This window comes from Sphingobacterium sp. GQ94 (genome assembly GCF_059758715.1).
Window position 1 is genome coordinate 1 of the sequence record NZ_JCAXEC010000016.1, and the last position, 14405, is coordinate 14405.

14 protein-coding genes are annotated in these 14405 nt (G+C 35.1%); 4 read left to right on the forward strand and 10 right to left on the reverse strand.

From position 1 onward, the window contains the following. Window positions 1-96: 96 nt before the first annotated feature. The 3 genes from AC6CHH_RS13455 (at window position 97) to AC6CHH_RS13465 (ending at window position 2589) form a co-directional block, all read left to right on the forward strand. Window positions 97-927 (forward strand): AraC family transcriptional regulator, encoded by an 831-nt coding sequence (locus AC6CHH_RS13455; RefSeq protein WP_498283713.1) that lies wholly within the window; start codon window positions 97-99, stop codon window positions 925-927. 94 nt (window positions 928-1021) lie between these two features. Further along, window positions 1022-1909, forward strand: a complete 888-nt coding sequence (ygiD, locus tag AC6CHH_RS13460) for a 4,5-DOPA-extradiol-dioxygenase (RefSeq protein ID WP_498283715.1) — start codon at window positions 1022-1024, stop codon at window positions 1907-1909. 242 nt (window positions 1910-2151) lie between these two features. Further along, complete coding sequence (locus tag AC6CHH_RS13465) at window positions 2152-2589, forward strand: nuclear transport factor 2 family protein (RefSeq protein ID WP_498283717.1); 438 nt, start codon at window positions 2152-2154, stop codon at window positions 2587-2589. A 68-nt stretch (window positions 2590-2657) separates the two neighbouring features. Here the strand turns inward: AC6CHH_RS13465 and AC6CHH_RS13470 are convergent, their stop codons facing one another. Genes AC6CHH_RS13470 through AC6CHH_RS13495 form a run of 6 tightly spaced genes read right to left on the reverse strand, consistent with a single transcriptional unit; the run spans window position 2658 to window position 6986 of the window. Beyond that, a complete protein-coding gene (locus AC6CHH_RS13470) occupies window positions 2658-3911 on the reverse strand; it encodes a hypothetical protein (protein ID WP_498283719.1) in 1254 nt (417 codons plus the stop codon). Then, window positions 3908-4519 carry an RNA polymerase sigma factor gene (locus AC6CHH_RS13475; protein ID WP_498283721.1) on the reverse strand — a complete coding sequence of 204 codons (612 nt, stop codon included), beginning with the start codon at window positions 4517-4519 and terminating at the stop codon, window positions 3908-3910. Before AC6CHH_RS13475 ends, AC6CHH_RS13470 begins: the two co-directional genes overlap by 4 nt. A gap of 59 nt (window positions 4520-4578) precedes the next feature. Beyond that, window positions 4579-5541, reverse strand: coding sequence for a DUF5777 family beta-barrel protein (locus AC6CHH_RS13480; RefSeq protein WP_498283723.1), 963 nt, complete (start codon window positions 5539-5541; stop codon window positions 4579-4581). 7 nt (window positions 5542-5548) lie between these two features. Further along, the gene (locus AC6CHH_RS13485; RefSeq protein WP_498283725.1) at window positions 5549-6094 is read right to left on the reverse strand and encodes a YceI family protein; all 546 of its coding nucleotides are present in this window, start codon (window positions 6092-6094) and stop codon (window positions 5549-5551) included. A 17-nt stretch (window positions 6095-6111) separates the two neighbouring features. Continuing rightward, entirely contained in the window at window positions 6112-6486 is a 375-nt protein-coding gene (locus AC6CHH_RS13490) for a hypothetical protein (RefSeq protein WP_498283727.1), read from the reverse strand. 2 nt (window positions 6487-6488) lie between these two features. After that, window positions 6489-6986: a CHRD domain-containing protein gene (locus AC6CHH_RS13495; protein ID WP_498283729.1), complete on the reverse strand. Its 498-nt coding sequence runs from the start codon at window positions 6984-6986 to the stop codon at window positions 6489-6491. A 154-nt stretch (window positions 6987-7140) separates the two neighbouring features. On the opposite strand from AC6CHH_RS13495, the gene AC6CHH_RS13500 reads away from it, so the two are divergent. After that, window positions 7141-8100 carry a glycoside hydrolase family 43 protein gene (locus AC6CHH_RS13500; protein WP_498283731.1) on the forward strand — a complete coding sequence of 320 codons (960 nt, stop codon included), beginning with the start codon at window positions 7141-7143 and terminating at the stop codon, window positions 8098-8100. Between the two features lie 116 nt (window positions 8101-8216). On the opposite strand, the gene AC6CHH_RS13505 is transcribed toward AC6CHH_RS13500, so the two are convergent. The 4 genes from AC6CHH_RS13505 to rimP form a co-directional block, all read right to left on the reverse strand. Next, on the reverse strand, window positions 8217-9260 hold the full coding sequence (locus AC6CHH_RS13505; RefSeq protein ID WP_498283733.1) for a 2Fe-2S iron-sulfur cluster-binding protein: 1044 nt from the start codon (window positions 9258-9260) through the stop codon (window positions 8217-8219). Window positions 9261-9504: 244 nt separating this feature from the next. Beyond that, window positions 9505-12546: a translation initiation factor IF-2 gene (gene infB, locus AC6CHH_RS13510; protein ID WP_498283735.1), complete on the reverse strand. Its 3042-nt coding sequence runs from the start codon at window positions 12544-12546 to the stop codon at window positions 9505-9507. A 99-nt stretch (window positions 12547-12645) separates the two neighbouring features. Beyond that, window positions 12646-13884 (reverse strand): transcription termination factor NusA, encoded by a 1239-nt coding sequence (nusA, locus tag AC6CHH_RS13515; protein ID WP_498283737.1) that lies wholly within the window; start codon window positions 13882-13884, stop codon window positions 12646-12648. A gap of 2 nt (window positions 13885-13886) precedes the next feature. Beyond that, the gene (gene rimP / locus AC6CHH_RS13520) at window positions 13887-14351 is read right to left on the reverse strand and encodes a ribosome assembly cofactor RimP (protein WP_498283739.1); all 465 of its coding nucleotides are present in this window, start codon (window positions 14349-14351) and stop codon (window positions 13887-13889) included. Between the last annotated feature and the right edge of the window lie 54 nt (window positions 14352-14405).

Consider the following 14405-nt stretch of genomic DNA (forward strand, 5'->3'; position numbering starts at 1 on the left):
CTAATTTGATAAAATCATGATTCATAAAACCTTCTCTAGAATTACTAGGTTTTTCAATAAAAAATCAGAAATTTAGAACAGTAAGATGGAAAAATCATGGAAAACCTATTTGAAATCATTAAAATAAGCCAAGATGATGTGCTCGCTATTCAATCCCAGATCAACAAACCTCATAACCACAGTTATGAAGAACTAATCATTGGAGTCTTAGGAAAAATTGAACATTTTATAGATTTCAAATCAAATGTATACAGGGCACCATTTGCATGTTTTATCAGCAAAGGAAAGATTCATAAAGTTGTTCCCAGCGTCATTGAGGGCAAATGTGAATTATGGGTTATGAGGTTTAAAAGCGAATTTATTCCGGAGACTACATTCAATTTGTATGGATCCTTTCATAATAAAGCGAATCTTACGTTCAAAAACAGTAGATGCTTCAATCGTCTAGATCAAATTTCAAAAATGATTTATGAAGAAATGCAGCAGAAAAAGCCAGAGCTCTCTATCGTTCGGGAATTACTTAACGCGTTGTTCACCATGATTGAGGCGGAAAGAAAAACGCAACAACCAGATAGCCAACAACTATTCAGAAATCAAGACATCACGTTTAAAAATTTTTTAACCATTTTAGAAGACAACTATCATCGACCAGTTGGGGTGAGTTATTATGCAGAAAAATTATTTATGAGTGCTAGGAATCTCAACAGTATTACGCAAAGCATCTTACAGCAATCGGTGTCTGAAATTATTGAAACCAGGAAATTGATTGAAGCAAAAAACCTACTGATTACAACGAATAAAACTATATCTGAAATTGGATTCGAACTTGGGTATTCAGATAAAGCCTATTTTACAAGCGTTTTTAAAAAAAAAGCCGGGCAAACGCCGTCTGAATTTAGAGATGAAATGATTAATATAATTAGCTAGTTTTCCGAATTTTCATACCTTTTTACCAAATTATCATATCAGAGATTAAAAATTCTTCCTGACCTTTGTATTGTAAAAGAAAGGATATAAAAAAATGGCTAATAAAAACCAACGTTTAACAATCAGTTCTAAGTCAGAACAAATAGATGTATCTGGAAAATTGAGATCATTAAACAAATTTATTGATAGTTTGAATTCAACCTCCAGGATGCCTGTTTTATTTCTAGGTCACGGTAGTCCAATGAATGCAATACAGGACAATGAATTTGTCCAAGGCTTTAAGGCTATCAGCAAGGAAATAGAAAAACCTACGGCGATATTAGTAATATCAGCCCATTGGGAGACTAAAGGTACCTATGTAACAGCCATGGATAACCCAAGCACCATACACGATTTCGGGGGATTCCCTCAAGCATTATTTGATGTTCAATACCCAGCGCCGGGGTCACCTGTCTTAGCGGAAGCTGTTCAACAAATAATTAACAGTACAGAGGTCCATTTGGATGACAAATGGGGGCTGGATCATGGTTCGTGGTCCGTTGTGAAACATTTATACCCTAATGCGGATGTTCCTGTAATACAAATGAGTATTGATTATACACAATCTCCTGCCCAGCATTATGCTTTAGCAAAAGAGTTAGCAAGTCTGAGGAACAAAGGAGTTCTTATTATTGGTTCAGGCAATAACGTCCATAATTTAGGAATGGTATCATGGCAACATTTAGATGTTGTAGGTTATGCTTTTGATTGGGCGCAAATCGCCAATGAAAAAATGAAAACCTATATCAATGAATCAAATCATAAACCTTTAATTGAATATGAAAAACAAGGTAAAGAGTTCGCACTTGCAATTCCAACTCCTGAACATTATTTACCTATGATTTATGCTCTAGCTTTGCAGGAAAAAAATGAAAATTTGACAATATTTAATGATGCAGCTGTGGCTGGTGCCCTAACAATGACTTCTTTTAAAATTGGTTAAAAGAGTCTGTCATCTTCTTATTCCAAAATCGGAGGAGATATTAAACCCTCAATTTTTGTTGATTAATTCGAAATAATAATTATTCACCGAAACGGGTGAATCTAAAACGAGATTTTACCGATTATTTCTCAACATTTACCGAATTATTTTCATGCTACACCTAATCTATCTAGTCGCCGATTATGTTTTGATATACTTTTGAAGCATACAATTAAATAATCATACACTAAATAATTATAATCATGAAAACTTTAATCACATTAATCGCAACAGCAGTATTTACATTAATCGGCTCATTCGCATTTAGTTTAGAAAAATCAGACCCTGTAAAATTTTTAAAAGTCGAGACCATTGTAGATCATTACATTAACGCGACTACCCAAGGGGAAACTGAATTGTTGAATCATTTATTTTCAGAAGATTTTAAACAATCAAGTCCTAATAATGCGAACAGTAAATCTGTAAATAAACGACAATTAATTAACCATCTAAAATCTCTAAAGAATATAAAGACTCTGTGTGAAACTGAATATTCTTTCGTAGAAAAAAATGAAGATTGTAGTATAGTCAAAGTAGTTTCAACATATGAAAAATTTCAAAGAATCGATTATGTTACCCTTTGTAACTCGGAAAATGGTTGGAAAATTAGCAATGTAACCGTAGCCTATCCGGAAAAATAGTATCATAAAAATAGTCTGAAAAACAAGGGAGATCTAAAAAATGGGGGAAGGCTTCAACAAGTTTGCCTCTATTTTTTTTTAAAATTTTTAGGCTTTAAAGTAAAATTAACGTTTAAGGCCACACCGACTGATTGTAATTTAATCTTGGCATAACCTATATCAGTAACCGGCATTTTAAGGAATGGCTCTACACTTATACCAATTTTGGAATTTAATTTCCTTGTGTAACTTACCTTTAGGTTAACGATACTCAATAGATGTTTATTTTCATTTCTAATATCGATTGTCTTTGAATTAGTACTTGTTTGATCATCAAATTGAAATTGATATTTTTCTCTCATCATAATATAAGAGGACAATCCGGTACCAACGCTCAACTCATTCTTTCCCTTCTTTACTAAAGAATATTCAATATTCAAGGGAATATCCAAAACTCTACAATCAGCATAGACAGCCTGGGGATTAAGGATATTAGTGCCTTCAACTGGGTAATTATTACCATATCCCACCTTGAAAGATCTTAAATTATCCTTGCTCGAATATGTATTTGAATTAAAATCTGCCCCATAGGTCTTTTTAGTATATATTGCTCCAGTACTAATTTTTAATCTTCTTGTTAAATCAACCGAAATCAAAAAACCTAAATCACGACCAAATTCACCATTTTTAAAACTTCCAACTCCATTTAACGATGGTGCAGCATGAACACTCAATACGACATTCTTTCTTGATTGGTTACTTTCTGGCCTTTCGGAGTTAAATGATAGATTAGAAAGCATCAAACGTTCATCATAAATTAAATCAATCATTTCCTGTTTAGGTACTTGAATTGATTTTAACTTATTTAGCCTTCTATTGGTCAGAATTTTCGATAATAATCTAGAATCTAGGGTAATTTTGCTAGATTTTTCTAAACTCCTTAAATCTCTATTCTCGGTAAACAAATGTGTAAATGTTCTTTTAATATCCCCAGTTATAACTTCGTTTTTTAAATCTTCTGTTTGCTTAGGTTTTTCTGTATTTTGGTTCGGCCAGGGACCTAAAGAGTCAATTTTACCATTTTCCGTATTTAACCTGAGTTGCACACTTTCTAACTTTGTTTCATCAATTTTCACTTTCCAAAATAAAAAGCATACTAATAAAATTACTGCAGCACCTAATACTGCTCTCATTAAAATTACTTTCCTTTTTTCTTTCCTCCATGCTATTATTTTTTGCTCCAAAGACTCCCAATCGTGCCTATTATAGTAAAAAACTTTTTTATCAGAACTTAGTTTTTCCCGAAACAATTCATCTAATTTTTTAGTTTTTTTGCCCATCACATCCAGAAATTTCTGTGAAATAAATTATCAATGTCAAATTGGTTAATCGGTAATATATTCATATTTCCCATTCCAGAGTTTTTATTTTCCGAGTGCCGAATGCTCAACATATGTTTTAGTTTCTGTCTAGCTTTATGCAAATTCGATCTAGAACATCCCTCGGATATACCTAACATCTTCGCAATTTCCTCATGCGAATAAGAGTCAATGGCAAACAAATTAAATACGATCCTATAAGAGGGAGATAAATTTTGAACCATAGACAATAAATCATCATAATCCAACTTTTGTTCAATGTCAGCATCGACTTCAACCTCCGTCGCTTTATCCAATTCCATCAAGTGATTGTTTTTAACATTTGATCGATAATAATCAATGGATGCATTGTACATTATTTTACTAAGCCATGTTTTAAAAGATCTGTATTCGTCGTATTCTTCAATATGCGTTAGCACCTTGTAAAAGCCTTCATTTAGGACTTCAGCCGCTTCATATCGATTACTCACAAATCTCAAACATATACTCATAGCAAAGCTATAGAACTCTTGGTAAAGCAGTTGCTGGGAATTTCTATTTTGTTTTTTACAACCCTGAATTAGTTGCTTCAATCTTTCCTCGATCATTTAGAAATCAATACTGAATCATATAATTCTTCTATAACATATAGTTAGTCATTTTTGTTAGCACCTAATGAAAATGTACGAGTGATACTGAATCCCCACCTAAAACCCCCTTTTAACCAACTAGTACTTGTATTTGGTAAAAATTGATTTTCCAGTATTGCTGTAGCATTTGTAAAACCTACATTAAAAACATGTCCTCCCGTTTCTATTTCAACCCCGACACCTAATGGATTGTAGAATTTAAATTCCTTAATTGTTTCAAAATAATTTTTGCTATCCTTACTCCTAAAAGGATAGAAATAATCTATAACCAATGCCATCCTCTTAGTCACTTTCAGTCTTCCGCCTATCCCCAGAGCAAAAATATTATTCATATCCATAAATGATACATAATTTCGTCTTACATACGTTGGTAGTAAGGCCAATGAGAATCGGTCACTAAATTTTCGGGTTATGATTATTTGCCCCAAATAAGATAGGCGATCTCCAAATTGTTTAAAATTTGCATCCGAAGTTCCTACCTGAGATTTTTTCATCGCTGATAATACACTATTTCCATACAAAGTAACCGATACCGGAATGAAATCATCAGTAGTTTGATGAAATAATCTATATTTCATATTCAAATTAATCAATTGTTTATGATCTGTATTGACTCCATTAGCCGCCCCCTTTGTTCTACCCAATCCGACGCTTAATTTATCGGATATTCCATAATCAAATGCAATAAGTATGTCAGTTGAATTATCCAGCCCAAAAAAATTACTAACTCCCCCATTTTCCCCTGCCATATCGCCGAATCGATGACCAACTATAAGTAACAAGTCATGCTTATGTATGGTTTCATTGGTTTGGGCGTTTATAATCTGACTAGATTTAAAAGTCGAGATCACGGGTAAGTGTTCTTTTTCTGAAACAGAATCTTGAAACAATTTACTTAAATTATCTTGCGCAATTAGGGGGCCTAACTGGATTAAAACAAGGAACACAAAAATAATAGCTTTCATAATAATCTTATTTATTCATGATCACATATTCAACAAATACACTTACCTGAACTACCTCGGCGATATTTCGAAACACTACACTTGGTATTTTTATTTGATGGTCCGCAATTCTTACATTGAAAATTGATCGACCTACAATGGTCCCACCTACTTTTTCAAAAGTGCCTTTGACAGTATATTCTTTACTTACATCATGTATTTTCAGGACTCCTTTAATAATCACAGTTTGAATTCCATCTTTAGCAAAGTCGAATCCATTTTCCAAGGTGCCTTTAAACTCTGCATAGGGGTATTTGTCACTTTCCAAATAGTTTTCATTAAAATGCTCTTGCATTAATGCTTTTTTAAAAAGAAACGAACGTATCCCCACTTTAAAATAAACATCTCCCGTATGTATATTCAAAGCCGACTTTCCTTGATTACTTTTAGCTTTAATATTTTCTAAGGGAGCCTCAGAAAAAAAAGTAAATTCGGATTTTTTTGATATAAAAACTTGCGCAACCAAAGTATGGCTCAATGTCATTATAAAAAAGTAAATCAGTATACCTTTCATTTTCGTTAATTTAGCTGTTAACCTTTGGGGCCACAATTCTGCACCCATATGTTTAAAGAATCCCGCATGGATTTTGATAAAGGAGCATTTCCTAATGGCATATCAGCTTGATCTTGAATAACACGAAAATAAAATACATCTCCTATATAGGGTTTTAATCCTTCATAAGTGGTAAAATTTCCTGGACCAGAACTGTTACCTCCCTTATGACAACTCTCGGTGCAATATTTTGAAATGACGCTCTTAACATAATTAGTATAGGTTACGTTTTTATCAGGAAATTTCGGTTCACAATTGTTTTGCGTATCATCAGGTTCAAATTCAGGAGCCATTTTAGTACACCCCATATAGACTATAAGGCCTAATAGAAGCATCAGTATAACCACTTTCATATTTAATAACCATTACCAGGAGTATTATCGCCTGAAGAACCTGACTTAGTTAAAGTAGCAATCACTTCACCCCCAGGGTAATTTACCGTATGAATTTGAGAGTAAATTTTCCCAGCAGCTAAATCTACTGCCTGTTCAGCTGTTAATGTAGCCTTAGCTGAAAATGTTCCGTCCACCATAGCAGAAAAACCTTCAATAGGAATGATAACTGGTCCATTATTATGAAAGTGCATTCCCACAGGTACACTGCCTAATCCTTCCCAGGTAAGCTTGAAGGTCAATTCCCGAGTGGTTGTATTATAGCTTGCAGTTGTTTTACCCGTAGCTGATGTGGTAACTTGTGCATTTGATTTAACAAAATTACCTGAATAGTTTACCATATTCGATGGTTCAGGGTCAGAATCATCTTTTCCGCAAGAAAAGATCGATACGCAGACAAACATAATAGCCAAAAGCATAATAAAACGGTTACCTTTTAGCAATTCTCTTTTTGTTTTCATAACATTTAATTTAAATGGGTCTATACTACAAATACGGAGTGAAAACGAAAAACGTTGCCTCTGCTTAAAAAAAAAATTAAAAATAAACCAAGATTAAATGATAGGATTAACCGAGAAAAATACTTAATTTCAAGGTTGATAAAACCCTTTAGCAATGAAAAAAATACATTATTACTTATCGGCATTAGCCTTATTTTCTTCACATTATGCACTTGCTCAACAAAACCCCGTATTCCCTGGTTGGTATGCTGATCCAGAAGGAATAGTTTATAACAATGAATATTGGATATTTCCAACTTACTCCGCTCCTTATGAGGAACAAATTTTCTTTGATGCCTTTTCATCAAAGGACCTTGTGACCTGGAAAAAACACGAAAAAATATTAGATAATAAAGAGGTTAAGTGGGCCAATAAGGCTATGTGGGCCCCAAGCGTTATCCAAAAAGATGGTAAATATTATTTTTTCTTTGGGGCAAATGACGTACATGAAGGCGAAATTGGTGGCATCGGTGTTGCAGTGGCGGATAAACCTGAAGGGCCATACAAAGACCATCTAGGCAAGCCATTGATTAATAAAATTGTAAATGGCGCCCAACCAATTGATCAATTTGTGTTTAAAGATAAAGACGGACAATATTATATGTTTTATGGGGGATGGAAGCATTGCAATGTGGTTCGACTAAGTGATGATTTTAAAAGCTTGGTTCCGTTTGAAGATGGTTCAATCTATAAGGAAGTCACTCCAGAGAACTATGTTGAAGGACCCTTTATGTTTATTCGCAATAATAAGTATTATTTTATGTGGTCAGAAGGCGGATGGGGAGGACCAAATTATAAAGTTGCTTACGCTATTTCTGATTCCCCTTTTGGACCATTCGAACGCATTGGTACTATCCTTGAACAGGATCCAAAAATAGCTACAGGCGCTGGTCATCATTCAGTGATAAAGGTTCCTAATAAAGATAAATATTTTATAGTCTATCATCGTAGACCCCTTGGAAAAACAGGTGCTAATGAAAGAGAGACTTCTGTAGATGAAATGAATTTTGACGAAAATGGATTTATTAAACCTGTTAAGATGACTTTTGAGGGGGTTAACCATCCATTAAAATAAATAATCGTTCAATATAAATCGTTAATACATTTGAATTTTAGCGATTTATATTGAATTAAATTTGCCCAGTTCTAGGCTATTATTTTTAATCGAGGATTTTTTGATACAGAATAGTATTAATAAACTTCGATTGTGGTATTATCTTCTATTGGATGAGAAGTACATATGAGGCATTGTCCTTTTTCCACCTCTGAATCCGTCAAAATCTCATTATAATCCATACGAACCGAACCACTGGTTACCTGAGAAATACATGTACTGCACATTCCCGACTTACAAGAATAGGGTAATTTAATTTTATTTTCCAATCCCACCTCCAGCACGGTTTTATTGTAAGGAATTCTTAATGGGTACTCTATACCTTGGAATTTAAGTAGAACATCATAAGTACTGGTATCAACAGGAACCTCCTCTTTCTCATCATCATCCTCTTCTTCTTCTGGAAAATGGAAGGTTTCTTTTTTAATTGAATCATCAGGAATTCCCATTCCTAATAAAGTAAATCGACATAAATCCATGTAAAACAATGGTCCACAGGTATAAAATATCCCATCATTTAAGTTTTTCACATGATTGTTGACCAATTCGATGATATATTCCCTGTTTAACCTAGCCTTTAACAAGTTTTTTCGATCAGACCATATGAATTCAATATATAAACGGTCGGGGTATTTTCTTTGCCACTCTAATAAATCCTCATAGAATATCGTTTGTTCTTTTGAACTATTGCTGTACACTAAGACTACCTTACTTTTAGTCTCTGCGCTTAATACCGTTTTTAATATTGAATATAGTGGGGTAATGCCCACACCAGCACCAAATAAAAAGATTGTTTTTGTGCTATCAAAAGAAGGTTCGTAGCAAAATATACCTTGCGGTTCAAGCACCTGAATTTCATCCCCTACCTGAGTTTTATGATGAAGAAGTCTTGAAATCTCTCCATTATCAACACGTTTCACCGTAATTTCATAAGGTTCTGCTAAGACCGGTGAACTAGAAAATGAGTAAGATCTTCTGACTTCTCTTTCGCCAAAAAGAAAAGTAAGAGTTAAAAATTGTCCTGCCTTATAAATTGGAAATTTTTTTGAAAGATCCTCAAATCGTATAGAAATATTTTGGTTAGGTTGGTGAATTATTTCTGAAATTTTGAATGTGAACATAGTGTTAAAGATAGTATGATTTGATTATATTTTCAAATAGATAACCTCTATTGGCAATAACAAACTTATGTTGTTCTATAAATTACCAGGGAATCAAAACAACTACTTTCAGGTTATTGTGAAAAAAAAGAAAAAAAAACGACCAAGTAAAATCATGGATTTTCTTGGTCGTTTCTTAATCTGGATTAACTAGTAGACTCTTTCATCTCCCTTCCAGATTATAGTTTATTTATTTTTTATAAAATTATAATTTACGTTTTACTTCTACTTGTTCAAATGCTTCCACAATGTCACCGACCTGAATATCATTGAATCGATCGATGTTTAATCCACATTCATAACCCATTGACACTTCTTTAACATCATCTTTAAATCGTTTTAATGAAGCTAATTTTCCGGTTAGAATAACAACTCCGTCTCTAATTATACGGATATCATTGTTTCTATTTATTTTACCTTCACGAACCATACATCCAGCAATTGTACCAACTTTGGATATTTTGAAAACCTCACGAATTTCAACTTCCGCAACTATTTTCTCTTCCAATTTAGGTGCCAGCATACCTTCCATCGCAGACCTTATTTCTTCAATAGCATCATAGATGATTGAGTACAGACGAATATCTATCTGCTCATTTTCCGCCAATTTACGAGCATTCTGGGTTGGTCTAACTTGGAAACCAATGATGATTGCATCAGAAGCAGAAGCAAGTAATACATCGGATTCAGAGATAGCACCTACTGACTTATGGATAATGTTAACTTGGATTTCATCCGTAGAAAGTTTCAATAATGAATCAGATAACGCCTCGATAGATCCATCCACATCACCTTTGACAATAATGTTTAGTTCTTTAAAGTTTCCGATAGCCAAACGACGACCAATTTCATCCAAAGTAATGTGTTTAGTAGCACGCATTCCTTGTTCACGTTGCAATTGTAGACGCTTATTGGCAACCAATCTAGCTTCTGATTCGCTTTCCATCACGTAGAGCTTATCACCAGCAGTTGGCGCACCTGACATACCTAAAATTTGAACAGGAACTGATGGTCCTGCCTCCTTCACGCGTTCCCCTCTTTCATTCGTTAAAGCTTTTACTTTACCTGAGTGTGAACCGGCTAAAATTGGATCACCAACACGTAATGTACCACTCTGAACCAGAACAGTTGTAACGATACCTCTCCCTTTATCTAGAGCTGCTTCAATTACTGAACCAACCGCACGTTTACCTGGATCGGCTTTTAGTTCAAGCATTTCTGCTTCTAGCAACACCTTTTCTAATAATAATTCAACATTTTCACCTGTCTTGGCAGAAATTTCTTGGGCTTGGTATTTACCGCCCCAATCTTCGACCAAAATATTCATGGCTGACAATTGTTCGCGAATACGATCTGGATTAGCTCCTGGTTTATCGACCTTAGTAAAGGCAAATATAATAGGTACATTCGCAGCCATAGCATGATTAATTGCTTCTTTTGTTTGAGGCATCACAGCGTCATCAGCAGCGATAACGATGATAGCTATATCCGTTACTTGTGCACCACGGGCACGCATAGCGGTAAAGGCTTCGTGACCTGGTGTATCTAAGAACGTTAATTTACGCCCATCTTCTAATTTCACGGCATACGCTCCAATATGCTGAGTGATCCCCCCAGCTTCTCCTTTAGTTACATTTGCTTTACGAATAAAATCTAATAAGGACGTTTTACCATGATCGACGTGTCCCATTACAGTAACAATTGGTGCTCGAGATATTAATCTGGATTCGTTGTCCTCTTCTTCAAGTTCTGCAATTTCTTCATCTTCTGGTTTGATAAATTCAATTTTATAACCAAATTCATCCGCGACAATAGCAAGAGTTTCAGCATCTAAACGTTGATTAATTGACACAAACATGCCCAAACTCATACAAGTAGCAATTACCTGAGTGACAGGAACATCCATTAAATTTGCCAATTCATTTGCTGTAACAAATTCCGTTACGCGTAATATTTTGGACATCATTTCTTGCTCCATAGCTGCATCTTCAGCAGTTTGTGCTACATCATCACGTTTCTGACGACGTAATTTAGCGCGTTGAGCAAATTTACCAGACTTACCAGCTCCACTCAAACGGGCTAAAGTAGCCTTAATTTGATCTTGGATTTCCTTTTCTGTTGGCTCTTCTTTAGGAGCATCTGGTTTTCTGTGTCTATCGTTACGCCCTTTACCGTGCGCATTATTCGAATGAGGATGTGCCCCCCTATTCGGCGTATTTGGACGATTATTATTTCCCGGGTGAGCAGGACGATTGCCAGTATCCGGTCTATTTGGAGTATTGGCATTGCCAGCATTACCCGCATCTGCCGTACCCGTTGGATTATTTGGCTTATTCGTACGCTTACGTTTGCGTTTATTATCGTGTTGATTTGCATTCCCTGCATTCGATGATGAGGATGCAACAGGTTTATGAGGTTTTGCTACAGGCAACTGTATTTTTCCTACTACCTTTGGACCACTTAGGGTTGCTGAACGAGCACGGATTACAGAATCCTGAGGTTCAGGTTTCACAACCGGTGTTTCAGGCTGTTTTACTGGTTCTGGTTTTTTTTCAACCACTGGCTGTTGTTTTTCTTCTTTTACAGGAGTTTCAACCTTTACTGGGTTTACCTTGTCAACTGGAGCAGGTATTACTGGAGCCTTTGGAGCTTCAGTTTTCTTGACTTCAACTGGTTTTTTAGTTTCCACCTTCACAGGCTCAACTGGTTTAACTTCAGCAATTGGTTGTTTTACAGGTTCTACAATTTCTTTTTTTGCCTCAGGTTTAGCTTGTTCTTGAACAACTTCCTTTTTTGGCTCTTCTTTTGGAGCGGCTGGTTTACCTTTTTTGAAACTATCCAAATCGATTTTTCCAACTACTTTTAGAGCAGAATGCGATTCTTGCTCTTTTTTTAATTCTTCTACAACAGGTTCTTTCTCTATTGAAGTATTCTTAATTAAAATCTCTTTTACTTCTAAAGGACTCTCTTGTTCATCGGTAGATTCAGGATTGGTTTGAGTATTGCTCGTAGCCGGGCCCTCATCACGGCGAATCTTGCCAATAACAATTTGTTTAGCTTCATCCTTCACAATTTTATCACCCTGAAATTCTTTCAAAAGAACACCATACATCTCTGGACTAAGCTTTGTACTTGGTTTAGAATCCACATCGAATCCTTTCTTCACCAAATGATCTACAGCTGTACCAATACCAATGTTGAGCTCTTTTGCCGCTTTAAGCAAGTTTATACTTTTACCTTCTGTCATCTACTATCTATAAAATGAGTTTCTTTTACAAAAATATGTTTTTTTACATGGATTTAACAAATTTTTACAAATTGTTAACCCTGGAATCCGAATTAATCATTATTCGAATTCAGCTTGTAATACGCGAACGATTTCTCGTATTGTATCTTCTTCTAAATCGGTTCGTCGAACTAATTCCTCTTCAGTTAAGGACAATACTGATTTTGCTGTATCTAAACCAACGCGTTTGAATTCGTCGATAATCCAGCTTTCAATTTCGTCTGCAAATTCCTCGATGTCTACATCCTCCTCTTCTTCGGCATTTTCACGGTAAACATCAATTTCATAGCCTGTCAATTTTCCTGCTAATTTAATATTGTGTCCGCCACGACCAATTGCTAAGGAAACTTGATCCGGTTTTAAATAAACCGCAGCTGTCTTATTTTCCTCATCAAGCTTGATAGAGGTAATACGTGCAGGACTTAAGGCACGAGTAATGTATAAAGAATGATTTGTTGTAAAGTTAATCACATCAATATTTTCATTACGCAATTCACGAACAATACCATGAATACGCGAGCCTTTCATACCGACACAGGCCCCAACTGGATCAATACGATCATCATAAGATTCCACAGCAACTTTTGCCCGTTCTCCTGGTTCACGAACTATTTTCTTAATCGTGATTAAGCCGTCAAAAATTTCAGGAACTTCAAGTTCGAACAAACGTTGTAAAAATTCTGGCGCAGTACGAGAAATAATAATCTTTGGATTATTATTCATCATATCAACCTTATGAACTACAGCACGAATATTATCTCCTTTTTTGAAATAATCCGCTGGAATTTGTTCAGTTTTTGGAAGAATAAGTTCGTTTCCGTCCTCATCTAATACCAAAATCTCTTTTTTCCAAATCTGATAGACTTCGCCTATAACTAGTTCCCCTTCACGGTCTTTATATTTTTTAAAGACTTCGTCCTTTTCAAGTTCTAAGATTTTAGACACTAAAGTTTGACGAGCCGCTAATATAGCTCGACGACCGAAACTCTCTAAAGTAATTTGTTCAATGTAATCGTCTCCTACCTCTAAATCGGGATCATATGTATGAGCCTCCTTTAATTCAATTTCTAGATCATCATCCTCAGAAAATCCATCTTCCATCACAACTCGCGTGCGCCAAATCTCCAAATCTCCATTATCTGGGTTAACAATTACGTCTACATTCTCATCCGTTCCGAAACGTTTACGAATCATGCTACGGAATACTTCTTCTAAAACTGTGATGACCGTTGGACGATCTATGTTCTTGAAATCTTTAAACTCCTGAAAAGAGTCAATCAAGTTAATATTAGTACTCATTTTTATTTAAATGAAATTAACACCTTTGTTTCCTTTATTTGATCGAGAGGGATATCCAATTGTTGCAAAACGACCTTTTTCCCTTTTTCTTTTATTTTTTCTTCAATACTTATAGTAGTAGCGTTTGAGGTCAACAATTTTCCTTCGCGTTTATTTCCGTCATTCAATTTGACGTGAACATCCCTACCTATATTCTTTTGATATTGTCTTTCTAAAAAAAGTGGAGAATCAACTCCTGGTGAGGATACCTCTAATCTATACGCTTGTTCAATAGCATTCTCCTCCTCTAAATGAAAACCTACATGGCGACTAACTTGAACACAATCCTCAATTGCAATTCCATGATCTCCATCTAATAAAATCTCAAGAACACCATTTTTTAAAAACTTCACGCTAACAATGAATAAATCACTTCTGTCAGCTATTTTCTCCTCTATCAATTCGATTACTCGATTCTCAATCTGCATAATTTTAATTAATGAATTAAAAAAGGGGGCATGCGATGCCCCCTTCCTTTCAGA